This window comes from Streptomyces sp. NPDC087300 (assembly GCF_044744425.1).
Taxonomy (GTDB): Bacteria; Actinomycetota; Actinomycetes; order Streptomycetales; family Streptomycetaceae; genus Streptomyces.
Map to the genome: position 1 here is coordinate 40,436 of NZ_JBIUYI010000008.1, position 22,487 is coordinate 62,922.

Below are 22,487 nucleotides of genomic sequence, written 5' to 3' on the forward strand. Positions count from 1 at the left end.
GCGGCAGTGGCCAGGACGACGGACGGTGACGGCACGCCCGTCCCGCAGCGGCTGCTCGCCGCCGCCACCCGGCTCTTCGCCGACCGCGGCTACGACCGCACGTCGGTGCAGGAGATCGTGGAGGCGGCCGGTGTCACCAAGGGCGCCCTCTACCACTACTTCGGCTCCAAGGACGACCTGCTGCACGAGGTCTACGCCCGCATGCTCCGCGTCCAGCAGGAGCGGCTCGACGCCATCGCGGACGCGGACGCCCCCGTCGAGCGGCGGGTCCGCGACGCCGCGGCGGACGTCGTGGTCACCACCATCGACAACCTCGACGACGCGTCGATCTTCTTCCGCTCCATGCACCACCTGAGCCCGGAGAAGAACAAGCAGGTGCGGGCGGAGCGGCGCCGCTACCACGAGCGGTTCCGCGCGCTGATCGAGGAGGGCCAGGCCTCCGGCGTCTTCTCCACGGCGACACCGGCGGACCTGGTGGTGGACTACCACTTCGGCTCCGTCCACCACCTGTCCACGTGGTACCGCCCGGAGGGCCCGCTCACACCGCAACAGGTCGCGGACCACCTCGCCGATTTGCTGATGCGGGCGCTGCGGGCCCCTTGAGGGGCTAGACGTACTTCTTCAGCTCGCGCCGCGCGAGCGAGCGCTGATGCACCTCGTCGGGCCCGTCGGCGAGCTGCAAGGTCCGCGCTCCGGCCCACAGTTCCGCGAGCGGGAAGTCCTGGCTCACGCCCCCCGCCCCGTGCAGCTGCACCGCGCGGTCGAGGATGCCGACCACCGCGCGCGGCGTCGCGATCTTGATGGACTGGATCTCCGTGTGCGCGCCCTTGTTGCCGACGGTGTCCATCAGCCAGGCCGTCTTCAGTATGAGAAGACGTAGCTGCTCCACCGTGACGCGGGCGTCCGCGATCCACTCCTGCACCACGCCCTGCTGGGCGAGCGGCTTGCCGAACGCCGTGCGGGCCACCGCCCGTTCGCACATCAGCTGGATCGCGCGCTCGGCCATGCCGATCAGCCGCATGCAGTGGTGGATGCGGCCGGGGCCGAGCCGGGCCTGCGCGATGGCGAAGCCGCCGCCCTCCTCGCCGATCAGGTTCGAGGCGGGGACCCTGACCTGGTCGAAGACGACCTCGGCGTGGCCGCCGTGGTAGTGGTCCTCGTAGCCGTACACCTGCATGGCGCGGCGCACTTCGAGGCCGGGGGTGTCGCGCGGGACGAGGATCATCGACTGCTGGCGGCGGATGTCGGCGGTGTCCGGGTCCGTCTTGCCCATCACGATGAAGATCTTGCAGTCGGGGTTCATCGCCCCGGAGATGTACCACTTGCGGCCCGAGATGACGTACTCGGAGGCGTCGGCGGAACGCTCGATGCGCGTGGTGATGTTGGTGGCGTCGGACGAGGCCACCTCGGGTTCGGTCATCGCGAACGCCGACCGGATCTCACCGGCGAGCAGCGGCTCCAGCCACTGCTTCTGCTGCGCCTCGGAGCCGAACTGCGCCAGCACCTCCATGTTCCCCGTGTCCGGCGCCGCGCAGTTCAGGGCGGTGGGCGCCAGCTGCGGGGAGCGGCCGGTGATCTCGGCGAGCGGGGCGTACTGGAGGTTGGTGAGGCCCGCGCCGTGCTCCGCGTCGGGCAGGAAGAGGTTCCACAGGCCCTGCCTGCGGGCCTCGGCCTTCAGTTCCTCGACGACCGCGGGGGTGTCCCACGGCGACGCGAGGCCGGCCCGCTGCTCCTCGACGACCTGCTCGGCCGGGTGGACGTGCTCCTCCATGAAGGTGAGCAGCCTGGCACGGAGCTCCTCGGTGCGTGCGTCGAATGCGAAGTCCATGACTGTCTCTCAGCCTTCCTGTCGTCCCTGGAGAGTGGTGAGGCCGTGCTCGATGAAGACCGGGACCAGTTCACCGATCCGGTCGAAGCCCGCGCCGACGGTCTGGCCGAGCGTGAAGCGGTAGTGGATGCCCTCCAGGATCACGGCGAGCTTGAACCAGGCGAAGGCGGTGTACCAGGAGATGGCGCCGACGTCGCGGCCCGAACGCGTGGCGTACCGCTCGATCAGCTCGGCCGGGTCGGGGTGGCCCGGCGCGCCCGCCGTGGTGCTGACGGGGGAGTCGGGCACCTCCAGCTTGGCGCTGTACATCGCGAGGAGGCCCAGGTCGGTGAGCGGGTCGCCGAGCGTGGACATCTCCCAGTCCAGGACCGCCCTGATCCGGTCGTCCGCGTCGATCAGTACGTTGTCGAGGCGGAAGTCGCCGTGGATGACGGTCGGCGCGGGCGAGGCCGGCAGCGCGCGGCCGAGCGCGGCGTGCAGTTCGTCGATGCCGGGCAGGTCGCGGCCGCGGGAGGCGTCCAGCTGCTTGCCCCAGCGGCGCAGCTGCCGGTCGAGGAAGCCGTCCGGGCGCCCGAAGTCACCGAGACCGACCGCTCCGGGGTCCACGGCGTGCAGGTCGACGAGGGTGTCGACGAGGCCGAGCACCGCGGCGCGGGTCCGCTCGGGGCCGAGCGGCGCGAGCTGTTCGGCGGTGCGGTAGGGGGTGCCCTCGACGAACTCCATGACGTAGAAGGGCGAGCCGATGACCGACGTGTCCTCGCACAGGAGCACCGGCTCGGGCACCGGCACGTCCGTCGGGTGCAGCGCGCTGATCACCCGGTGCTCGCGCTTCATGTCGTGCGCGGTGGCGAGCACGTGGCCCAGCGGAGGGCGGCGCACCACCCAGCGGGAGGTGCCGTCGGTCACGGCGTAGGTGAGGTTGGACCGGCCGCCCTCGATGAGCCGGGCGGAGAGCGGCCCGCCGACCAGTCCCGGCCGTTCGCGGTCGAGGTGGCCGCGGAACGTCTCCAGGTCGAGGCCCGGTGGCTGCTCTGCGCTCATCTTTCACTCCTGATCGGCGAGGCGGTGGCGTGCCCCACCATGATGCCGACCAGTCGGTATGTCGTCTAGAGGCTACCGCGCCCCGTTAGGAGCGCGGGGAACTGCGCGCCCGGCCAAGACGAACCCGCAGACTCCCGACAGGCCCCGCAGCGCGACCCTCAGTGATCGTCCCAGTGCCCGTCATGGGCAGCATGCCGATGCCCGTCGTGCACGTAGTCGACATGATCACCGTGGGCGACGGCGGTGTGCCCGCAGCCCTCCCCGTGCTGATGGTCATGTCCCTGATGGGCCACGTGCCCAACGGCCTCGCACTCGTCGTAGTGGTCGGTGTGCAGCCGGTGCAGGTGCCCGTCGTGCGCGTAGTCGACGTGGTCCCCGTGCGGCACCTCGGGGTGGCCGCAGGCGGGGCCGTGGACGTGGTCGTGGACGGGGTGTTCGTGGTGGAGCGTGGTCATGGCGCACACCTTCGGCGGTGGGGGAGGGATGACCCTCTCAGGCTAGCTGCCAGTGCCCGATTAATGGCGTTATGGGACCCTGGTGCATGTTTCCCCGACCTCCGCGAACGGCGACCCCATGAAGGCGATCAGCTACCGCAGCTACGGCGGACCCGAAGTCCTGGAGTACGGCGAGTTGCGCGACCCCAAGGTCGGCCCCGACACCGTCCTGGTGAAGGTGCGGGCCGCCGCCGTGAACCCCGTGGACTGGAAGTGCCGCGAGGGCTACCTCGACGCCGCCCTCGACCCGGTCTTCCCCGTGATCCCCGGCTGGGACGTCGCGGGAGTGGTGGTCCAGCCGGGCGCGTCCGTCCCGGAGTTCGCCGTCGGCGACGAGGTCATCGGCTATGTGCGCGAGGACTTCCTCTCGCGCGGCACCTTCGCCGAGTACGTCGCGGCGCCGGTGCGCACCCTCGCCCGCAAGCCGCGCAACCTCACCTTCGAGGAGGCCGCGGGCCTGCCACTGGCCGGGCTCACCGCCTACCAGGTGATCACCAAGGCGCTCGACGTCACCGAGGGCGACGTCGTCCTCGTCCACGCGGCGGCCGGCGGGGTCGGCTCGCTCGCCGTCCAGCTCGCCCGGCACGCGGGCGCCCGTGTGATCGGCACCGCGAGCGAGCGCAACCACGACTATCTGCGCGAGCTCGGCGCGGAGCCCGTCACCTATGGGGACGGGCTCGTCGACCGGGTGCGCGCGCTCGCGCCCGAGGGCGTCGACGCGGCCTTCGACACCGTGGGCGGCGACGCGCTCAAGGCGTCGGCCGAACTCCTCGCGCAGGGCGGCAGGCTCGCCTCCATCGCGGACGCCGGGGTGATCGGTCTCGGCGGCCACTACTGCTTCGTACGTCCCGACGCGGCCGACCTCCAGCGGCTGACCGAACTCGCCGAGCAGGACGTCCTGACCGTCCACGTCGACGAGACGTTCCCGCTGGAGCGTGCCGCCGACGCGCACCGGCTGAACGCCGAGGGGCGTACCCGGGGCAAGGTCGTCGTCACGGTGGACTGGACGGACTGAGCGCCCGGGGGCCGCGCGCCTCAGAACACCATCGCCGCCGCGCACACGGCGAGCGCCAGCGTGCACAGGGCCGCGGCCCGTGCGGTGCCCGCCGTGAGCGGCCGGGGCCTGCACGTGGTCAGGGCGACCATCCTGCGGTGCGCGACGGCCAGGAAACCCAGCCACAGCAGCAGACACAGGGCGCAGGCCAGGACGCCGGGCACGGTCGGCCCGTGGTGCAGCGCGGCCCGCCCCGCGAGCACGGCGGCGACCGTGCACGACAATGTCGTACGCCGCCACGCGAGGCGGGTGCGCTCCGGCTGGAGTCCGGGATCGCGCACCTGTTCCCCGGCCGGTGTCACCCCTCCCACCCGAAGAGCACGACCACCACCATGGCCAGCGCGACCACCGCGACGGCGAGCCCCAGGATCGCGGGGAACCGGCTCGCGGGCAGGTCCTCGCCGCGCCGCATCGCCCGCTCGCAGCGCACCCAGTGGTTGACCGCGCGCAGTGAGCAGAGCACGCCCGCGGCGAGCAGCGCCAGGGCGAGCCCGATGCGCCACGCCCAGCGCAGGTCCGGCAGGAACTGGTCCACGGCGAAGCCGCCGCCGATCAGCGCGAGCGCGGTGCGCAGCCAGGCCAGGAAGGTGCGTTCGTTGGCGAGCGAGAAGCGGTAGTCGGGGGTGTCGCCCTCCTCGCGGATCCGCTCGGGCGCGAACCACAGCTTCAGGCTCTGTACGAAATTGCTCACGGGCGCACCCTAAGCCGTGCCGGTCAGCGCGCGCGGAAGGCCTTCAGGCGGTGATGGGCGGCCAGCCCGTCCGGCACCCACTCCCACTCGCCGAGCCGCCGCTCCAGCTCCTCCTCGGTGAGGAAGGCGTGCCAGGCGACCTCCTCGGCCTGCGGGTCCACCGGCAGGTCGCAGCGCACCTCGTACAGGTAGGACCACCAGGACTTCCCTGCGCCGTCGTCGTACAGGAACGTGAACAGCCGGGTGGGCCGCGGGAGTCCCCGGACGCCGAGCTCCTCCTCCGCCTCGCGCAGCGCCGCGTCGTCGGGGTCCTCGCCCGCGCCGACCACGCCGCCGACGAACATGTCGTACAGCGAGGGGAAGACCAGCTTCACCGGCGTGCGGCGGTGCACGAAGACGCGGCCCTCGGTGTCCCGCGCCTGGATGAAGACGCAGCGGTGGCGCAGCCCGCGCGCGTAGGCGTCCTCGCGCCGGGCCTCGCCGACCACCTCGTCGTGCTCGTCGACGATGGTGATGATCTCGTCGCGCGGGTCGGGTGCGGGGCCGTCGTTCGCCGTCATGCGGTCCATCCAACCGCAACGCCGGACGGGGGAGTTCACTGCCCCATGACGTACTTCACGGTGGGGCCGGCCGTCCAGCCGCCGTCGACGGCGAGCTCGGCGCCGGTCACGTAGGAGGCGGCGTCGGAGAGCAGGAAGACCATGGCGCTCGCGATCTCGTGCGGCTCGCCGACCCGGCCCATCGGGGTGTTGGGGTACTTGCCCTCGCCCTGCTCGATGCCGACCTGGGCGGTCATCGGGGTGTACGTCATGCCGGGGTGCACGGAGTTGACGCGGATGCGGGCGGTGCCCAGCTCCACCGCGCCGATCTTGGTGAGGCCGCGCACGCCCCACTTGGACGCGCCGTACCCGGCGGTGAGCGCGAGGCCCATGAGCCCGGCGGCGGAGGAGATGTTGACGATGGATCCGCCCCCGGCCTCCTTCATGGCAGGGATGACGCTCTTCATGCCGATGAAGACACCGGTGAGGTTGATGTCGAGGACCTTGCGGAAGTGCTCGACGGACTCCGACTCCAGGAACTGTCCGGTGGATATCCCCGCGTTGTTCACCAGGCCGTGGATGCCGCCGAACTCGGCGACCGCGAAGTCGGCCACCCGCTGCCAGTCGGCCTCGGACGTCACGTCGTGGTGGACGAAGCGGGCGCGGTCGCCGAGGGCCTTCGCGGTGGCCTCGCCCTCCTCGTCGAGGACGTCGGTGATGACGACGTTGGCGCCCGCGGCCACCGCCTGGCGGGCGGCGTCGGCGCCCAGGCCGCGGGCGGCGCCGGTGATGACGACGGTCTTGCCGGTGAGGTCGTGCTCGCTCATGGGGTCTCTCCAAGGTGGGGTCGCGGGGCCCGCAGCAGGGCCGCGGTGGTTTCGACGAGGTCGGCGAGGAAGAGCCGTTCGTCGGTCAGGGGGGTGGTGTCCGCCAGGTACTGGCGGGCGCGGTCGCCGAGGGCGGCGCCGACCAGGGTCAGCGCCAGGTCGAGCCGCTCCAGGCGCAGTGGCTCGGGCAGGCCCGCCGCGGTGAGGCAGTCCTCCACGCGGCCGATCAGCCGCCAGTAGACGGTGCCGTCGAGGGTGGGGTGCGGGGTCCTGGTGCGTACGCCGCTCTCGTGGCTGAGCTGGGCGGACACGCGCAGACAGCGCCGCCCGCGCTCGGTGCGCAGCTCGGTGGCCTCCGCGGCCACCAGGGCGCCGAGCAGACCGCGCAGATCCGCGCCGTCGCCGACGCGCTCCAGCTCCGCGGCGAGCACCAGCTCGGTGCGGTCCTGCCGCGCGGCCATCACGGCGTCGAGCAGCCCGCCGCGCGAACCGAAGTGGTACTGCACGGCGGAGGGATTGCTCTGCCCGGCGATCCGCACGATGTCCCGCAACTGGGCCCCGTCCACCCCCTGCCCGGCAAAGACCTCCTCCCCGGCACGGATGAGCTTCTCCCGAGTCTCGGAACCTGATGTCCTGGCCATACCCCCACTGTAATGCTGCCCATTATTAAAAGCGAGACGCCCTCACAGGGGACGCGCAGACAGGGACGGCTGGCCCAGTGGCGCGGGGAACCGCGCGCCCGGCCACGACGCTCCCGCAGGAATGCGCGAGAGCCCTAGTCGGAGAGCCCCCTGACCCGCAGACAGGGACGGCTAACCAAGGGGCGCGGGGAACTGCGCGCTCAGCCACGACGCACCCGCGGGGATACGAGAGCCCTAGCCACGACGCTCCCGCAGGAATGCACGAGACCCCAGCCAAGGCCCCCGCTCAGGCCTCAGGCCCGCTGAAGCTCCCGCTCCCCCGCCGCACCCCCAGACGGCATAGCCGGGTGCAACCCAAGCAGCACGACCCCCACCACAATCCCGAGAAGCCCGCCCGCCTCCCAGGCGAGCGCCCCCGCGTCGGTGCGCAACCGGTCCCCGAGGAACCCCACCCCGCACGCGATCCCCGCCAGCGGCTGCGCCGCCGTGAGCGCGGGCAGGGACATCCGCAGCGGCGCCGTCTCGAAGGCGCTCTGCACGAGGACGAGCCCGACGATGCCGAGCGCGACCACCCCGTACGGCTGCCAGCCGGCGAGCAGCCCCGCCCAGCCGTCCGCGGACAACCGCTGTCCGCTCACCCGCGTCAACGCGTCCTGCACCCCGTAGAGCAGTCCGGCCGCGAGCGCCAGCAGGGCGGGGCCCGCGCTGAGCCGGGACCGCTTCGCGAACGCCGTGAGCAGCAGCGCGCCGCCGGTCATCAGGCCGATGATCAGCCAGTGCCGCACCGGGTCCGTCACCGCGGCCCCGCCGTGCGGCTCGCCCGCCACGATGAACGCCGTGACGCCGCCCGCGAGCAGCACGAGGCCCGCCCAGCCCTGGCGGCCGAGCGGCTGGCCCGTCTGGTGGCGGGAGAGGGCGAGCGCGAAGAGCAGGTTCGTGGCCAGCAGCGGTTCGACGAGGGTCACCTCGCCGTGCCCGAGGGCGACCGCGCCGAGCACCATGCCGCACACCATCAGGCCGATCCCGGCGAGCCAGCGCGGCACCCGCACCAGGTCGAGCAGCAGCCGGGGCGAGAGGAAGTCGCTCAGCGGGGCGTGCCGCGCCGCGTTCTGCTGGAGTACGAAGCCGAAGCCGAGGCAGCAGGCGGCACCGACGGCGAGAAGGAGGACCGTAACCGGCACGTGAGGCACCTCGGGGCTCAAGGCGGGTCGGGGAGCGGGGACTTGGCGGGGCGTCGCGGCGGTGCGGCGTCACCGTGGTACTTGACCGACGATAGTCCCCTTCGTCCCGCTCCGCGCCCGCCCGCTTGACGAACTTCCGCCGTCTGTCGGTTGACGTCCGTCACTGCGCTATCCAGGATCTGACCCATCGGTAACTTCGCGGGACCCTGTCGAGGAGGACGACCCCTATGGCGTACGACGCAGATGTGATCGTGATCGGGGCGGGGCTCGCCGGTCTCGCGGCGACCGCGGAGCTGGTCGACGCGGGCCGCCGGGTCATCCTCGTCGACCAGGAGCCCGAGCAGTCGCTCGGCGGTCAGGCGCACTGGTCCTTCGGCGGCCTCTTCTTCGTCGACTCGCCCGAACAGCGCCGGCTGCGGATCAAGGACTCGCACGCGCTGGCCCTCCAGGACTGGCTGGGCACGGCCGCCTTCGACCGTCCGGAGGACCACTGGCCGCGCAAGTGGGCCGAGGCGTACGTCGACTTCGCGGCGGGCGAGAAGCGGTCCTGGCTGCACGGGCAGGGCGTGCGGTTCTTCCCCGTGGTCGGCTGGGCCGAGCGCGGCGGGTACGACGCGCAGGGGCACGGGAACTCGGTGCCGCGCTTCCACATCACCTGGGGCACCGGGCCCGGACTGCTCGCGCCGTTCGTGCGGCGGGTGCGCGAGGGCGTCGCGCGGGGTCTGGTCCAGCTGAAGTTCCGGCACCGCGTCAGCGGCCTCGGGCGCAGCGCGGGCACCGTCGACACGGTCACGGGGGAGGTCCTCGAAGACTCCTCCGTGGAGCGCGGCAAGGCCAGCAGCCGCGAGGTGACCGGGTCCTTCGAGTTCCGCGCGCAGGCGGTGATCGTGACCTCCGGCGGCATCGGCGGCAACCACGATCTGGTCCGCGCCAACTGGCCGCAGCGGCTCGGCAGTCCGCCCGAGAAGATGATCTCCGGCGTGCCCGCGCACGTGGACGGCAGGATGCTCGGCATCGCCGAGGGCGCGGGGGCGCGCCTGATCAACCGCGACCGCATGTGGCACTACACCGAGGGCATCCAGAACTGGCACCCCATCTGGGAGAAGCACGGCATCCGCATCCTGCCGGGCCCTTCCTCGCTCTGGCTCGACGCGCGCGGCGACCGCCTTCCGGTGCCGCTCTTCCCCGGCTTCGACACCCTCGGCACGCTCGAACACATCATGGGCACCGGGTACGACTACACGTGGTTCGTGCTCAACCAGCGCATCATCGGCAAGGAGTTCACGCTCAGCGGGTCCGAGCAGAATCCCGATCTGACCGGCAAGTCGGTGCGCGGGGTCATCGACCGGGCGCGGTCCGAAGTGCCCGGACCCGTCAAGGCGTTCATGGACCACGGCGCCGACTTCGTCGTCGAGAAGGACCTGGGCTCGCTGGTGCGCGGCATGAACGCGCTCACCAAGGAACCGCTCATCGACGAGGCCGCGCTGCGCCGCACCCTCGCCGCACGGGACCGCGAGATCGCCAACCCGTTCACCAAGGACCTCCAGATCACGGCGATCCGCGGGGCCCGCAAGTTCCTCGGCGACCGGCTCATCAGGGCCGCGGCGCCGCACCGGATCCTGGATCCCAAGGCCGGGCCGCTGGTCGCGGTGCGCCTGAACATCCTCACGCGCAAGACGCTCGGCGGCCTGGAGACCGACCTCTCCTCGCGGGTCCTGACCGAGGGCGGCGAGCCGCTCGCGGGCGTCTACGCGGCGGGCGAGGCCGCCGGTTTCGGCGGCGGCGGGGTGCACGGCTACCGCTCCCTGGAGGGCACCTTCCTCGGCGGCTGTCTCTTCTCGGGCCGTACGGCGGGCCGGGCGGCGGCCGCGGCGGTCCGGTAGGACGCCCCCGGGCGGAAAAGCCCGGAAAGGCAACCGGAAAGGCAACCGGAAAGTAAAGCGCATACATCCGCGACCGGGGGTTACCCCAGGTGAGGAGTGAACCCCCGCACATTGTGGGGCGAGTTGACGAAGGGCCAGCGTACGGGCGGGTCTTGACGCGGAGCGCCGCCTACCGGTTTGCTGTGAGTGATCATCCGTACACAGTCGCGCCGGGGAGGGCGTCCCGCGGTGTCACCACCCCCACCCCCACTGGGCCGTTACCGCAAGAAGCGTCCTGCCCATGCCTTCGACGCCGCACTCGACGACGTCGAACTCGTCAGCGCACGCGCCGCGTTGGGGCAGGGCCGCTGGACCGAGGTCCGCGCCCTGCTCGCCGCCACCGGGGACGACTGGGACCGCAGAGGGCACCGCGTCGACGTCCTGGCGCAGGAACCCACCACCGAGGCCTGGGCGCGCGACTGGCGGCTCGCCGAGCCGGAGAGCTACGACGCGGGGGTGCTGCTCGCCTTCGCCGCCGTGCACAAGGCGCTGCGCGGCAAGGCGCGTTCGGACGAGGTGCGCGCCGTCTGCCGTGAGACGGCCGCGCGGCGGCCCGCCGACCCGACGCCCTGGCTCGCGCTGCTCCTGCTCGAACGCTCCCTGGGCCGCGAGGAGGACGTCGTGCGCCTCTTCGACGAGGTCCGCCACCGCCACCCCTGGCACCACCACGCCCACCACCTGATGGTGGCCAGGCTCGCCGAGCGGCGCCCCGGCGCGGGACAGGACCCGCTGCACGAGGTCTACGACTTCGCCTCCTGGGCGGCCGAACAGGCCCTCGCGGACTCCCCGTTGGCGGTCCTCCCGGTCGTCGCGCACGCCGAGCGCTACCGGGTCCTCGCCGCCGCGGGCCTCGAATCCGCAGACCCGGCCGCGTCCGGGCACTGGACGGGGCGCCGCGCCCGCGGCGTGATGAAGGCCGCCTTCGACTGGTGGCTGGAGTGGCAGCGGCCCGGCGCCCCCGCCCACCCGCGCGCCTGCGTCGACCTCAACTTCCTCGCGCACGCCACGTCCTGCGAGGGCAGGGCGGCCGAGGCCGCCGCGCTCTTCCACCGCATCGGCAGACACGCGACCCCGGTCCCCTGGTCGTACCCGGACCGGGACCCCTACGAGGCGTTCGGCGCCGCACGGACCGCGGCGCTCGGCTCCGCGTGACACGCGCCCCCGATCAGCAACCCGATATCAGCGATCCGGCACCAGCACCCCCGCATCAGTAACCCGAAAGGACAACCGCGCCATGGCGAAGGGAAGTTCGCGCCCGAGCGGCACCGGCACCCTCGGTGATCGGACGGGCGGCACCGGCATCAGCACGTACAAGGGCCAGGAGACCGCGCTGCGGGCGGGCCGCCTCGGCACGGCGGGCCTGCTGCTGTCCGTGCTCGCCGCGACCGGACCGCTGATGGTCGTCGCGGGCGTCATGCCCACCACGTACGGCGTGATGGGTGTCGTCGGACAGCCGCTGCTCTTCCTCGTCCTCGGCGTCGTCCTCGCCCTCTTCAGCTTCGGGTACGCCGAGATGAGCCGGCACGTCCACAACGCGGGCGCGTTCTACGCCTACATATCCCGGGGCCTCGGCGGCACCGCGGGCGCCGGTGCCGCACTCGTCGCGCTCGTGGCCTACAGCGCGTTGCAGGCAGGCCTGTACGGCATGCTCGGCTTCGAGGTGTCCGGGCTGCTCCGGACGTACGCCGAGGTCGAGGTCGCCTGGTGGATACCGGCCCTCGTCGCGGTCGCCGTCGTCGCGGTCCTCGCCTGGCTCAAGATCGACCTGAACGCGCGCGTGCTCGGCGTGCTGCTGCTCGTCGAGGTGGCGCTCGTCGTCGTCTTCGACGTCGCGGCCGTCGCGGACCCGGCCAAGGAGGGCCTGTCCCTGCACGCGTTCAACCCGGACACCCTCACCGGCGCGGGCGTGGCCACCTCGCTCTGCTTCTGCATCGCGGCCTTCACCGGCTTCGAGCAGGCGCCCGTGTACGCCGAGGAGACCAGCCGCCCGCAGGTCGTCGTCGCCCGCGTGATGTTCCTCGCGGTGGGCTTCGTGGCCGTCTTCTTCGCGTTCAGCTCCTGGGCGCTCACCGTCGCCGCGGGCCCGTCGGGGATCGTCCCGGCCGCTCGGGAGCAGAGCGCGGGGCTGCTTTTCCACCTCACCGAGTCCCGGCTCGGCGGCACCTTCACCGATGTCCTCCACGTGCTCTTCGTGACCGGCATGTTCGCGGCGATCCTCAGCTTCCACAACGTGGTGGCGCGGTACGCCTTCGCGATGGGCCGCGAGCGGCTGCTGCCCGCCGCGTTCGGCCGCACCAACACCTCCACCGGCGCCCCCGGCACCGGTTCGCTGCTCCAGACCGTCGTCTCCGTCGTGGTCGTCGTGGGCTTCGCCGTCGCCGACGACGGCGCTGCGGGCGACCCGACGGCGCCCGTCCTGCACCTGTTCACCTGGGGCGGCAACATCGGCGCGCTCGGCGTGATCCTGCTGATGGCCACCGCGTCCGTCGCCGTCATCGTCTTCTTCGTACGCAGGGGAGCGGCCCGCGCCCAGGCCTGGCGGATCGCCGCGTCCGCGCTCGCCACGGCCGGGCTGCTCGTCATAGCCGGGTACACCGTCAAGGACTTCGACGTCCTGGTCGGCGCGGGCAAGGACTCGGCGCTCAGCCGGGTGCTGCCCGGCATCATCTTCCTCGCCGCCGCGATCGGCGTGGTTTACGGAGCGGTGCTGCGCGCCAGGAACCCCGCGGCGCACGCCCGCATCGGGCTCGGCAACGAGGCGTTCCAGCTGGAGAAGGCGTCCGGCGGCGCCGAGATGTGACGGAACGCTGACGGCGTCCCGCGGCCTCTGGCCCGAAGACGCCGCGAGTGCTCGAATCGAAGCGTGACCACACGAACGACCGGAGAGGACGACGGGCGGGGCGCCCCCGTCGGCCGCCGCATCGTCCTCGGCATGCTCGGCCTCGGCGCCCTCGGGGTGGCCGCCGCGCCCCCGCTCCAGCGCGGCCTGGAGTCCTTCCTCGGCGCCGCCGCCGACAAGGACCCCACGGGCCTGACCGACCTGCTGCCCAACGGCGGGGGCTTTCGCTACTACTCGGTCGCCGCGTCCGTGCCGCACCGGAGCGCGTCCTCGTACCGGCTGCGGATCGACGGGCTCGTCGAGCGGCCCGTCACCCACACCCTGGCGACCCTGCGCCGCTTCCCGCAGACGCGTCTCGTCCGCGACGTGCAGTGCGTGACGGGCTGGCGGGTGCCGAAGACGTCCTTCGAGGGTGTGCGGCTCGACCGGCTGCTGGACGCCGCGGGAGTGCGCCCGGCGGCCCGAGCCGTGCGGTTCACCTGCTTCGACGGGACGTACAGCGAGAGCCTCACCCTCGAACAGGCCCGCAGGAAGGACGTCCTGGTCGCCCTGCGCATGCAGGACACCCCGATCGGCCACACGCACGGCGGGCCCGTCCGCCTGTACGTCGCCCCGATGTACTTCTACAAGTCGGCCAAGTGGCTCTCCGGCATCACGCTGACCGACGAGGTCGTGCCGGGCTACTGGGAGCACCGCGGCTACGACGTGGACGCGTGGGTCGGCAAATCGAACGGGCGGGACGATGAGCCGACTCTCTGAACGGGCCGACGCGCCGGTACGGGTACGGCGGTTCAGTCGCGTCGAACGCGGGGTGCACCGGGCCACGGCGCTCCTGATGGTTCTGTGCGTGGCGAGCGCCGCCTGCCTCTACCTGCCCCAGTTCGCCGAACTGGTGGGCCGCCGCGCCCTGGTGGTCACGGTCCACGAGTGGTCCGGGCTGCTGCTCCCCGCCCCGTTCCTCGCGGGCCTGGTCTCCCGCGCCTTCCGCGGCGACCTGCGGCTCCTGAACCGCTTCGGGCCGCACGACGGGGCGTGGCTGCGGGCGGCGCTCCGGCGCCGTCGGCGCCCCGCGGCGGGCAAGTTCAACGCGGGCCAGAAGCTGTTCGCCGGGTGGCTGGCGGGCGCGGTCCTCGTGATGCTCGGCACGGGCCTGCTGATGTGGTTCACCCACCTCACCCCGCTGGTCTGGCGCACGAGCAGCACGTTCGTACACGACTGGCTGGCCCTGACGATCGGCGTGGTGCTCGCGGGCCACGTGGGGATGGCGCTGGCGGACCCGGAGGCGCGGCGGGGGATGAGGACGGGGTCGGTGGACCCGGAGTGGGCGGAGCGGGAGCATGGGTTGTGGCGCCGGAGGGACTGAACCGAGCCTGTTGGCGGCAAGATTCAGCCCCTCCGGCGATTGAGGAGCGGGGTCCGGGGCGGAGCCCCGAGGAGACGGCGCGCTAGATGACCAAGGACAGCAGCAGGACCAGACCGCCCGCCACCACGGAGATGATCGTCTCCATCACGGACCACGTCTTGATCGTCTGACCGACGTCCAGTCCGAAGTACTCCTTGACCAGCCAGAACCCCGCATCGTTGACATGCGAGAAGAACAGCGAACCCGCACCGATCGCGAGCACGAGCAGCGCCGTGTGCGTGGTCGACATGTCGGCCGCGAGCGGTGCCACCAGCCCCGCCGCCGAGATCGTCGCGACCGTCGCCGAACCCGTCGCGAGCCGGATGGCCACCGCGATCAGCCAGGCGAGAAGCAGCGCGGGGATCGACCAGTCCTTGGAGAAGTCCAGGATCATCTGGCCCACGCCGACGTCGATGAGCGTCTGCTTGAAGCCGCCGCCCGCGCCCACGATCATCAGCACGCCCGCGATCGGGGCGAGCGACTTCTCGACGGTCGTCGAGAGCCGGTCCTTGGTGAATCCGGCCGCACGGCCCAGCGTGAACATGCCGACGATGACCGCGGCGAGCAGCGCGATCAGCGGCGAGCCGACGACGTCGAAGACCCGCTGGACGGTGGCGTCGGGGTTGTCCACCACGATGTCCACCAGCGCCTTGGCCAGCATCAGGACGACGGGCAGCAGCACCGTGGCGACCGTCGCGCCGAAGCCGGGACGCTTCTCCAGGTCCTCCGAGGGACGCTGCGGCATCATCTTCTCGGGGGCCGGGACGTCCACCCAGCGCGCGGCGACCTTGGCGAACAGCGGCCCGGCGATGATCACGGTCGGGATGGCGACGAGGACGCCGAGCGCGAGCGTGACGCCCAGGTTGGCCTTGACCGCGTCGATCGCGACGAGCGGTCCGGGGTGCGGCGGGATGAGCCCGTGCATCACGGACAGGCCCGCGAGGGCCGGGATGCCGATCCGCATCAGCGAGTAGTTGCCGCGCTTGGCGACCATCAGGACGACCGGGATCAGCAGCACGATGCCGACCTCGAAGAAGAGCGGCAGACCGATCACCGAGGCGATGAGCACCATCGCCCAGGGCATCGAACGCCCGCCCGCCCTGGCCAGGATCGTGTCGACGATCTGGTCCGCGCCGCCGGAATCGGCGAGCAGCTTGCCGAGGATGGCGCCGAGGGCGATCAGCACACCGACGCCCGCGACGGTCGAGCCGAGGCCCTTGGTGAAGCTCTCGATGGTCTTGTCGAGCGGCGCGCCCGCGAAGGCGCCGAGTCCGAGCGACCCGACGGTCAGCGCGAGGAACGCGTGCAGCTTGAACTTGGTGATGAGCAGGACGATGACGGCGATGCCCGCGAGGACGGCGATCCCCAGCTGGGCATGGCCCGCCGAGGTGATCGGCTCGACGGGGTCCGCTGCCAGCATCTCGACGCTGAGATGAGTCACGGTGGGTTCCTTGTACGTGGGTACGAGTGCGCCCCTTCAGGGGCGCGGGGCACTGCGAGACCAGCGGCATGCGGCCCGCGGAGAAAGGGCTCAGCCGAGAGCCCGAAGGGCTTCGGAAGCCCGATCGGCGATCTGCTCGGGCCCACCCGAGACGTCGACGTCGACACCCGCCTCGTCCGCCCCGAGAGGCTGAAGCGTGGCGAACTGCGAATCCAGCAGCGCGGTCGGCATGAAATGCCCCTGCCGATGCGACATCCGCTCCTCGATGAGGGCCCTGTCACCGGTCAGGTGGACGAAGACGACGCCGGGCGCGGCGGCCCGCAGCCGGTCGCGGTAACTCCGCTTCAGCGCGGAGCTGCTGACCACTCCGCCCTTTCCGGCCCGCCCCTGGGCCCAGGCGCCGATGGCGTCGAGCCACGGCCACCTGTCGTCATCGGTGAGCGGCGTACCGGAGGACATCTTCTGGATGTTCTCCGCCGGATGGAAATCGTCGCCCTCGGCGTAGGGAACGCCGAGCCGGTCCGCGAGCAGGGGGCCGATCGTGGTCTTGCCGGTTCCTGCCACGCCCATGACTACGACGACGTGGGTGGTGCTCATCGCTGGTGCCTCGCTGTCTTCATGTCCTCATCGACATCGGCCGCGCCGGCCGGGACCGAAGGGGGGTGGTCCCGGCCAACGCGTTCACGCCACTGAAACCCATTAGGTCTGATGAATTCAAGTGCCTGTGACGTAAAAGTCTGACTTATTGCTTCCGGCCTTCTCCTCGTAGGCTTTCGTCATGACCGCACAGGCCCGAGGGCTGCACTCCCGCGTACTGGAAAGCCTCGGGCCCGCCATCACCGCGGGTGAGTACCCGCCCGGCAGCGTGCTGCGCACCGACGAGCTGGCCCAGCGCTTCGAGGTGTCCCGCTCCGTGATGCGCGAGGCGGTCCGGGTCCTGGAGTCCATGCACCTCGTCGCGTCACGGCGCCGTGTGGGCGTGACCGTACTGCCCACCGAGGAGTGGAACGTCTACGACCCGCAGGTCATCCGGTGGCGTCTGGCGGGCGCCGACCGGCCGCGCCAGCTGCGCTCGCTCACGGTGCTGCGCTCCGCCATCGAGCCCGTCGCCGCCGGACTCGCGGCCCGGCACGCCACCGCCGAGCAGTGCGCCGAGCTCACCGAGTGCGCGCTCGGTATGGTCGCCCACTCGCGGGGGCACCAGCTGGAGGGCTATCTGAAGCACGACGTGGCCTTCCACCGGGTGATCCTCAACGCCTCGGGCAACGAGATGTTCGCCCGGCTCGGGGACGTCGTCGCCGAGGTCCTCACCGGCCGTACGGCGCACCAGGTGATGTTCGAGGACCCGGACCCGCCCGCCGTCACCCTGCACGTACGGGTCGCCGAGGCCGTACGGGAGGGCGACGCGGCCCGCGCCGAGGCGCTGACGCGGGAGATCGCCGAGGGCGCCCTCCAGGAGCTGGACATCCTCGCGCCCTGACGACGGGCACCGCCGGGCGGTCGGCGACAATGGGCGCATGTCCCGACGCACCGCCCGCCCCGTCCGCACCGCACGCCCCGCGACCTGCCCCTGCGGCCGTCCCGAGCCGTACGAGAAGTGCTGCGGCCGGCTGCACAGGGGCGAGGCCGCGGCGGCCACACCCGAGGAGCTGATGCGCTCCCGCTACAGCGCGTTCGCGGTCCGCGACGAGGCCTATCTGCTGCGCTCCTGGCACCCGCGGACCCGGCCGCCACGCGTGGAGTTCGACCCCGGGACGCGCTGGACCGGCCTGGACATCGAGGACACCACCGAGGGCACCGCGTTCCACCCGAGCGGAACCGTCACGTTCCTGGCCAGGTACACCGAAGGCGGCCGCCCGGACTCCCTGCACGAACGCAGCACGTTCGAGCGCGTCGACGGCGCCTGGGTGTACGTCGACGGCACGTTCATCGACTGAGCCCCGACGCGCCCCCGGCCGGAGGCGGACGGGTGTCCGAGACCCGTCGTGACCCGGCCACCCGCGCACCCGTGCGCGTGGGACTGCTGGGAAGCGGAGGTTCACACGGGGTGTGTTCGCGGCGTACGGGACGGTTCCCACGATGGCCCGCGACGCCGCCGACGGGCCCAAATGCCCTGGCCCGCCCGCCTGTTCGAGGCCGGCGCGCGGCCGTGCACATAGGCGGGAACCGGCGCTGCGGGCGACCGGTGCCGCCAGTAGCGTCTGCCTGCTCCCTGTCCCTTCGCGGTTCCGCGTACGCATGCGCGGTCCCGCGCACGCAGTCCCGTACGCCGCGCGAAGAAAGAGGCGCCCGATGGCCGACACCGGACAGCACCCGCAGAGCCAGCAGAATCCCCGGAGCTACGAGCGCTACCTCGGCGGAAGCCCCGAAGCGGAACGCCGCCTCTTCGCGCGCCTGGCACAGGAACTGATGCGGGTTCAGGAGAAGAACCGGCGCGGCGCACGGGCCGCCGCCGTCGGGCGCGCCTTCCACGAGAAGGCCGCACTCGGCGTGGAGAACGCCAGGCTGCGCTTCCACGACGACCTGCCCGACGCGCTGCGCCAGGGCTTCGCGCGGCCCGGCGCCGAGTACCCGGCGACCGTGCGACTCTCCAACGCCAGCGGCATCCGGCAGCCCGACGGCATCGCCGACCTGCGCGGCGTCGCCGTGCGCGTGACGGTCTCCACCGAGGAGAGCCACGACCTGCTCGCCACCAACCACCCGGTGTCGCACGCCCGCGACGCCCGCGAGTTCGTCGCCTTCGCCAAGGTGATGGCGGGCGCCACGACCCCGCTGCGCAAGGCCTTCGGCCTGCTGGTCAAACTCCCGCTCGCCGTCGGCATCTCCACCGCCAACCGGATGCGCCGCAACGTGCGGGCCGCCTCCCGGCACGCCGTCGACAGCCTGGCCTCGGAGACGTACTGGAGCCGCGGCGCCGTCCTGTGGGGCGAGGCGGGCCCGGTCCGCTATCTGCTGCGCCCCACGGGCAGCGCCACCGCCGCGGCGGGCGGCGGCCACCGCGACCCGGAGTACCTGCGGCGCGAGCTGGAGACCAGGATCGCCCGCCAGGACGTCACCTTCGACCTCTGCGTCCAGCGCTACGTCGACGCCAGGCGCACCCCGGTCGAGGACGGCGCCGTGGAGTGGCTGGAGTCCGTCGCGCCCGCGCTGCCCGTGGCCACGCTCACCGTGCCGAGCCAGGACCTCGACACCGCGGAGGCCCGCGCGGCCGGCGGGCGCGTCGAGGTGCTCGGCTTCAACCCCTGGTACACCACCGACGACTTCCGCCCGCTCGGCAACCTCAACAGGGCCCGCAAGTCGGCGTACGAGGCGAGCGCCGCCCACCGGCAGGGGCTGCGCTTCGTCACCGACGAGCCGCTGCGCAACAAGGTGCTCGGAGTGCCCGTCGGCGGCGCGTTCCGCCTCCTGAACCGCTATGTGCCCTGGCACAAGCTGCCGTTGGAGGCGAGCCTGCTCAACCTCGTCTTCCTGCGCAAGGCGCTGCGCCGCCGCAACCTCATCGACACCGACCAGCACGAGGCCCCGCCGAAGGCCGCTCCCGTGCCCGCGCCCGTCGACGAGCGGCTGCGCACGGCGCGGTCCTACGACGGGACGTACAACGACCTCTCGGCGCCCGGCATGGGCGCCGTCGGCGCGCCCTTCGGACGCAACCTCCGCCCGCGCTACCGTCCCGACCTCTTCGACACCCCGAACCCGGTCACCGTCAGCCGCCAACTCCTGTACCGGGACACCTTCCTGCCCGCCACCTCGCTGAACGTCCTGGCCGCCGCCTGGATCCAGTTCCAGGTCCACGACTGGGTCAACCACCGCAGGTACAAGCCCGGCGGCAAGGCCGTCGAGGTGCCGCTGCCGCCCGGCAGCACCTGGCACAACACCCCGGGCGGGCCCGCCGAACACGTGATGCGCTTCGCCGAGAACGAGGGCATCGAACTGCCGGGCGGGCAGCCGCCGTTGCTCTTCGCCAACGCCGCCTCGCACTGGTGGGACGGCTCGGAGGTCTACGGCGAGAGCGAGCAGACCGCGACGTATCTGCGGGAGCCCGACGGCGGCGACAAGCTCCGCCTCGAAGAGGGCCATCTGCCCCTCGGTCAGAACGGCATCCCGCTGACCGGCTTCGCCGAGAGCTGGTGGCTCGGCCTGAGCTCCATGCACACCCTCTTCGCCCGCGAGCACAACGCGGTCTGCGACGCGCTGCGGCAGGCGTACCCCTCGATGAGCGCGGAGAGCCGCTACCACACGGCGCGCCTGGTCGTCTCGGCCCTCATCGCCAAGATCCACACCGTGGAGTGGACGCCCGCGATCCTCGCCACCGAGGCCATCGATCTCGGTCTGCACACCAACTGGGACGGCCCGCCGCAGAGTTGGCTCAACAAGCTCGGCCTGTGGCTCCTGGAGGCGCACTCCCTGACGGGCATCCCCAAGACGCTGCCCGACCACCACGGCGCGCCGTACTCGCTGACCGAGGACTTCGTCACGGTCTACCGCATGCACCCGCTGATCCCCGACGACTACGAGATGCGCGAACACCACTTCGGGCAGCGCCTGGAGACCCTCGCCTTCCGCGACATCCAGGGCGGCGCCGCCGAGGCCGCCATCCGCAAGACGGGCCTCACCGACACGCTGTACTCCCTCGGCATCGCCCACCCCGGCGCGATCACGCTGCACAACTTCCCGCGCGCGCTCCAGCAGTTCGAGCGCGACGGCGAGATCATCGACCTCTCCGTCGTGGACCTGGTGCGCACCCGCAGGCGCGGCGTGCCCCGCTACAACGACTTCCGCGAGGGCCTGCACAAGCAGCGGATCCGGCGCTTCGAGGACCTCAGCGAGGACCCCGTGACCGTCGCCCGCCTCAAGGACGTCTACCGCTCGGTCGACGAGATCGACACCGTCGTCGGCCTGTTCGCCGAGAATCCGCCGCACGGCTTCGGCTTCAGCGACACGGCCTTCCGCATCTTCATCCTGATGGCCACCCGGCGGTTGCAGAGCGACCGCTTCCTGACCGTGGACTTCCGCCCCGAGATCTACACCCCGCTCGGCATCGACTGGGTGCAGAAGGGCGGCATGAAGTCGGTGCTCCTGCGGCACGCCCCCGACCTCGCGGGCCTGCTGCCGCGCGGCGCCAGCGCGTTCGCGCCGTGGCGTCAGGTGCAGCCGATCGGCGGCGGACATGTCGGAGGGTGACAGCGCGGGGCGCGCCGCGGACACCGGCGACCTGGCCCACCCGGGCCTCGCCGACCTGTTCGCCAGGCCGCTCCTGGAGACCGTCTGGCGCCGCCGCACCCACCGGGTCAGCCGCGGCGCCGACGTCCCCGCGGGCTCGATGAGCCATCGCTCCACGCACGAGCCGCGCCCGCTGTCCGAGCTGGAGGAAGCGGTCCTGATCGCGCTGACCGGATGCACCGGGCTGACGATGCCCGACCGGCCCTTCGACGATCCGCGCGACGGCACGCCCATCATGGCCAAGCCGAACATGACGATGGCGGGCCGCACCGCGGGCAGCCCCGACAACGCGCAGGCCACGCACTTCTTCCTGATCAACGACTCGGGCACGTACTTCCTGCGCAGGCTGCCCCCGGCCCCGTCCGAACCCCTGGACGCGCGCCGCCTGGTCGAGCGGGCCCGGCTCGCGAAGGTCCGCGTCCTCGACCACCGCCTGGACGTCGCCGAAGGGCTGCGCGACTTCCCGGCCTACCTCGACTCGAACCGCTTCCTGTCGAACCTGCCGGGCACGACGCTCCTGTTCCCCGTCGTCGACCTCTCCCACCAGTACGTCAACGCCCTGATGTACCTGCTCACCCAGCCCGACCACGCCCGCCCCACCCTCGTCGACGACCGCAACTTCTACCGGCCCGCCGGGGTGAAGAAGTGGGTGCGCAACGGATTCCTCAACGGCGACCTGAAGCTCCCGCTCGGCGCGCTCGGCCCGCTGCGCACCCAGATCGAGGCGGACCTGCTGCTCCAGAACCTGATGCTGACCGCCGAGGCGATGGGCCTCGGCGCGTGGATCCACGCCTCCGTCAACCCGCAGATCGCCCTGGGCGACCCGAAGTTCTCCCGCGCCTACGGCAGGATGCTCGGTTTCTCCTTCGTCACCCCGCGCTGGCGCCTGCCCGACCTGTGGCGCTGGCACGTCCCGCTCCCCAAGTACGCGGCGCTGCGCTCGCACCCGGTGGGCCTGACGTCCCCCGAGGGCGAGACGCTGATCGCGGCCGCGTGCCCGCCCGCCCACCGGACGATGCGCGCGGCGGTCGACGCGGTCATCCGCGACAAGTTCGGGCCCGGCGGCGTGTACGGCGACAAGGACGTGTTCGCGCACATCTACAAGGAGGAGTACGGGCAGCGCTATCTGGCGGAGGCCAGCGCGTACGAGGAGCGGGTCGTCGACTGCGCGCGGGACATCTGCACGTACATCCACGACACGCACCGGCGCTTTCCCGCGCACACGGACGCGATCCACGTCCCCGGCGTCTGGCTCCAGGTCCACCACGTGGAGACGGAGTACTACGAGAGGTTCTTCCGGCACGGGCTCACGGACGTGCACCGTCGCCACGAGGAGCTGTGGGACGGCCACTGAGCTTCGGACCGGC

22 protein-coding genes are annotated in these 22,487 nt (G+C 72.1%); 11 read left to right on the forward strand and 11 right to left on the reverse strand.

Translation table 11 applies throughout. The features are described from left to right. The first annotated feature begins 6 nt into the window (after positions 1–6). Entirely contained in the window at positions 7–603 is a 597-nt protein-coding gene (locus ACIO9J_RS31000) for a TetR/AcrR family transcriptional regulator (protein ID WP_402006941.1), read from the forward strand. A gap of 4 nt (positions 604–607) precedes the next feature. Here ACIO9J_RS31000 and ACIO9J_RS31005 read toward each other — a convergent pair whose 3' ends face one another. From ACIO9J_RS31005 to ACIO9J_RS31015, 3 genes are all read right to left on the reverse strand, one after another. After that, entirely contained in the window at positions 608–1,828 is a 1,221-nt protein-coding gene (locus ACIO9J_RS31005) for an acyl-CoA dehydrogenase family protein (protein WP_402006942.1), read from the reverse strand. Positions 1,829–1,837: 9 nt separating this feature from the next. Continuing rightward, complete coding sequence (locus tag ACIO9J_RS31010; protein ID WP_402006944.1) at positions 1,838–2,869, reverse strand: phosphotransferase family protein; 1,032 nt, start codon at positions 2,867–2,869, stop codon at positions 1,838–1,840. Between the two features lie 158 nt (positions 2,870–3,027). Continuing rightward, complete coding sequence (locus tag ACIO9J_RS31015) at positions 3,028–3,324, reverse strand: hypothetical protein (protein ID WP_402006946.1); 297 nt, start codon at positions 3,322–3,324, stop codon at positions 3,028–3,030. A 118-nt stretch (positions 3,325–3,442) separates the two neighbouring features. On the opposite strand from ACIO9J_RS31015, the gene ACIO9J_RS31020 reads away from it, so the two are divergent. Then, complete coding sequence (locus ACIO9J_RS31020; RefSeq protein ID WP_402007682.1) at positions 3,443–4,378, forward strand: NADP-dependent oxidoreductase; 936 nt, start codon at positions 3,443–3,445, stop codon at positions 4,376–4,378. A gap of 20 nt (positions 4,379–4,398) precedes the next feature. On the opposite strand, the gene ACIO9J_RS31025 is transcribed toward ACIO9J_RS31020, so the two are convergent. From ACIO9J_RS31025 to ACIO9J_RS31050, 6 genes are all read right to left on the reverse strand, one after another. Beyond that, positions 4,399–4,728 carry a DUF202 domain-containing protein gene (locus ACIO9J_RS31025; RefSeq protein ID WP_402006948.1) on the reverse strand — a complete coding sequence of 110 codons (330 nt, stop codon included), beginning with the start codon at positions 4,726–4,728 and terminating at the stop codon, positions 4,399–4,401. After that, on the reverse strand, positions 4,716–5,108 hold the full coding sequence (locus ACIO9J_RS31030; RefSeq protein WP_402006950.1) for a YidH family protein: 393 nt from the start codon (positions 5,106–5,108) through the stop codon (positions 4,716–4,718). The genes ACIO9J_RS31025 and ACIO9J_RS31030 overlap by 13 nt, the downstream gene beginning before the upstream one ends. Before the next feature lie 23 nt (positions 5,109–5,131). Continuing rightward, on the reverse strand, positions 5,132–5,668 hold the full coding sequence (locus ACIO9J_RS31035) for an NUDIX hydrolase (RefSeq protein WP_402006952.1): 537 nt from the start codon (positions 5,666–5,668) through the stop codon (positions 5,132–5,134). A 35-nt stretch (positions 5,669–5,703) separates the two neighbouring features. Then, a complete protein-coding gene (locus ACIO9J_RS31040) occupies positions 5,704–6,474 on the reverse strand; it encodes a glucose 1-dehydrogenase (RefSeq protein ID WP_402006954.1) in 771 nt (256 codons plus the stop codon). Then, positions 6,471–7,115 carry a TetR/AcrR family transcriptional regulator gene (locus ACIO9J_RS31045; RefSeq protein WP_402006956.1) on the reverse strand — a complete coding sequence of 215 codons (645 nt, stop codon included), beginning with the start codon at positions 7,113–7,115 and terminating at the stop codon, positions 6,471–6,473. Before ACIO9J_RS31045 ends, ACIO9J_RS31040 begins: the two co-directional genes overlap by 4 nt. Positions 7,116–7,408: 293 nt before the next feature. After that, positions 7,409–8,296 carry a DMT family transporter gene (locus ACIO9J_RS31050; protein WP_402006958.1) on the reverse strand — a complete coding sequence of 296 codons (888 nt, stop codon included), beginning with the start codon at positions 8,294–8,296 and terminating at the stop codon, positions 7,409–7,411. A gap of 227 nt (positions 8,297–8,523) precedes the next feature. Here ACIO9J_RS31050 and ACIO9J_RS31055 point away from each other — a divergent pair, with 227 nt between their 5' ends. The 5 genes from ACIO9J_RS31055 (at position 8,524) to ACIO9J_RS31075 (ending at position 14,420) form a co-directional block, all read left to right on the forward strand. Further along, positions 8,524–10,179 carry an FAD-binding dehydrogenase gene (locus tag ACIO9J_RS31055; RefSeq protein WP_402006960.1) on the forward strand — a complete coding sequence of 552 codons (1,656 nt, stop codon included), beginning with the start codon at positions 8,524–8,526 and terminating at the stop codon, positions 10,177–10,179. Positions 10,180–10,407: 228 nt separating this feature from the next. Further along, on the forward strand, positions 10,408–11,370 hold the full coding sequence (locus ACIO9J_RS31060; protein ID WP_402006962.1) for a hypothetical protein: 963 nt from the start codon (positions 10,408–10,410) through the stop codon (positions 11,368–11,370). An 82-nt stretch (positions 11,371–11,452) separates the two neighbouring features. Beyond that, positions 11,453–13,018: an APC family permease gene (locus ACIO9J_RS31065; RefSeq protein ID WP_402006964.1), complete on the forward strand. Its 1,566-nt coding sequence runs from the start codon at positions 11,453–11,455 to the stop codon at positions 13,016–13,018. A 132-nt stretch (positions 13,019–13,150) separates the two neighbouring features. Continuing rightward, positions 13,151–13,816, forward strand: a complete 666-nt coding sequence (locus ACIO9J_RS31070) for a molybdopterin-dependent oxidoreductase (protein ID WP_402007684.1) — start codon at positions 13,151–13,153, stop codon at positions 13,814–13,816. Beyond that, positions 13,800–14,420, forward strand: a complete 621-nt coding sequence (locus tag ACIO9J_RS31075) for a cytochrome b/b6 domain-containing protein (protein ID WP_402006966.1) — start codon at positions 13,800–13,802, stop codon at positions 14,418–14,420. The genes ACIO9J_RS31070 and ACIO9J_RS31075 overlap by 17 nt, the downstream gene beginning before the upstream one ends. Positions 14,421–14,502: 82 nt before the next feature. On the opposite strand, the gene ACIO9J_RS31080 is transcribed toward ACIO9J_RS31075, so the two are convergent. After that, entirely contained in the window at positions 14,503–15,900 is a 1,398-nt protein-coding gene (locus tag ACIO9J_RS31080) for a GntP family permease (RefSeq protein WP_402006968.1), read from the reverse strand. Positions 15,901–15,990: 90 nt separating this feature from the next. Continuing rightward, positions 15,991–16,497 carry a gluconokinase gene (locus ACIO9J_RS31085; RefSeq protein WP_402006970.1) on the reverse strand — a complete coding sequence of 169 codons (507 nt, stop codon included), beginning with the start codon at positions 16,495–16,497 and terminating at the stop codon, positions 15,991–15,993. 181 nt (positions 16,498–16,678) lie between these two features. Between ACIO9J_RS31085 and ACIO9J_RS31090 the strand changes: the two genes are divergently transcribed. The 4 genes from ACIO9J_RS31090 to ACIO9J_RS31105 all read left to right on the forward strand — a co-directional run bounded on the left by ACIO9J_RS31090 (position 16,679) and on the right by ACIO9J_RS31105 (position 22,474). Continuing rightward, a complete protein-coding gene (locus ACIO9J_RS31090) occupies positions 16,679–17,380 on the forward strand; it encodes a FadR/GntR family transcriptional regulator (protein ID WP_402006972.1) in 702 nt (233 codons plus the stop codon). Between the two features lie 37 nt (positions 17,381–17,417). After that, complete coding sequence (locus ACIO9J_RS31095; RefSeq protein ID WP_402006974.1) at positions 17,418–17,837, forward strand: YchJ family protein; 420 nt, start codon at positions 17,418–17,420, stop codon at positions 17,835–17,837. Between the two features lie 355 nt (positions 17,838–18,192). Continuing rightward, a complete protein-coding gene (locus ACIO9J_RS31100; protein ID WP_402006976.1) occupies positions 18,193–21,081 on the forward strand; it encodes a peroxidase family protein in 2,889 nt (962 codons plus the stop codon). Beyond that, complete coding sequence (locus ACIO9J_RS31105) at positions 21,068–22,474, forward strand: hypothetical protein (RefSeq protein ID WP_402006978.1); 1,407 nt, start codon at positions 21,068–21,070, stop codon at positions 22,472–22,474. The genes ACIO9J_RS31100 and ACIO9J_RS31105 overlap by 14 nt, the downstream gene beginning before the upstream one ends. Positions 22,475–22,487: the final 13 nt, after the last annotated feature.

Coding starts and splice junctions, on each gene's coding strand:
- ACIO9J_RS31005 (WP_402006942.1), bottom strand. CDS start 1,828: ATGGACTTCGCATTCGACGCACGCACCGAGGAGCTCCGTGCCAGGCTG.
- ACIO9J_RS31010 (WP_402006944.1), bottom strand. CDS start 2,869: ATGAGCGCAGAGCAGCCACCGGGCCTCGACCTGGAGACGTTCCGCGGC.
- ACIO9J_RS31015 (WP_402006946.1), bottom strand. CDS start 3,324: ATGACCACGCTCCACCACGAACACCCCGTCCACGACCACGTCCACGGC.
- ACIO9J_RS31020 (WP_402007682.1), top strand. CDS start 3,443: ATGAAGGCGATCAGCTACCGCAGCTACGGCGGACCCGAAGTCCTGGAG.
- ACIO9J_RS31035 (WP_402006952.1), bottom strand. CDS start 5,668: ATGACGGCGAACGACGGCCCCGCACCCGACCCGCGCGACGAGATCATC.
- ACIO9J_RS31040 (WP_402006954.1), bottom strand. CDS start 6,474: ATGAGCGAGCACGACCTCACCGGCAAGACCGTCGTCATCACCGGCGCC.
- ACIO9J_RS31045 (WP_402006956.1), bottom strand. CDS start 7,115: ATGGCCAGGACATCAGGTTCCGAGACTCGGGAGAAGCTCATCCGTGCC.
- ACIO9J_RS31055 (WP_402006960.1), top strand. CDS start 8,524: ATGGCGTACGACGCAGATGTGATCGTGATCGGGGCGGGGCTCGCCGGT.
- ACIO9J_RS31065 (WP_402006964.1), top strand. CDS start 11,453: ATGGCGAAGGGAAGTTCGCGCCCGAGCGGCACCGGCACCCTCGGTGAT.
- ACIO9J_RS31070 (WP_402007684.1), top strand. CDS start 13,151: ATGCTCGGCCTCGGCGCCCTCGGGGTGGCCGCCGCGCCCCCGCTCCAG.
- ACIO9J_RS31075 (WP_402006966.1), top strand. CDS start 13,800: ATGAGCCGACTCTCTGAACGGGCCGACGCGCCGGTACGGGTACGGCGG.
- ACIO9J_RS31085 (WP_402006970.1), bottom strand. CDS start 16,497: ATGAGCACCACCCACGTCGTCGTAGTCATGGGCGTGGCAGGAACCGGC.
- ACIO9J_RS31090 (WP_402006972.1), top strand. CDS start 16,679: ATGACCGCACAGGCCCGAGGGCTGCACTCCCGCGTACTGGAAAGCCTC.
- ACIO9J_RS31095 (WP_402006974.1), top strand. CDS start 17,418: ATGTCCCGACGCACCGCCCGCCCCGTCCGCACCGCACGCCCCGCGACC.
- ACIO9J_RS31100 (WP_402006976.1), top strand. CDS start 18,193: ATGGCCGACACCGGACAGCACCCGCAGAGCCAGCAGAATCCCCGGAGC.
- ACIO9J_RS31105 (WP_402006978.1), top strand. CDS start 21,068: ATGTCGGAGGGTGACAGCGCGGGGCGCGCCGCGGACACCGGCGACCTG.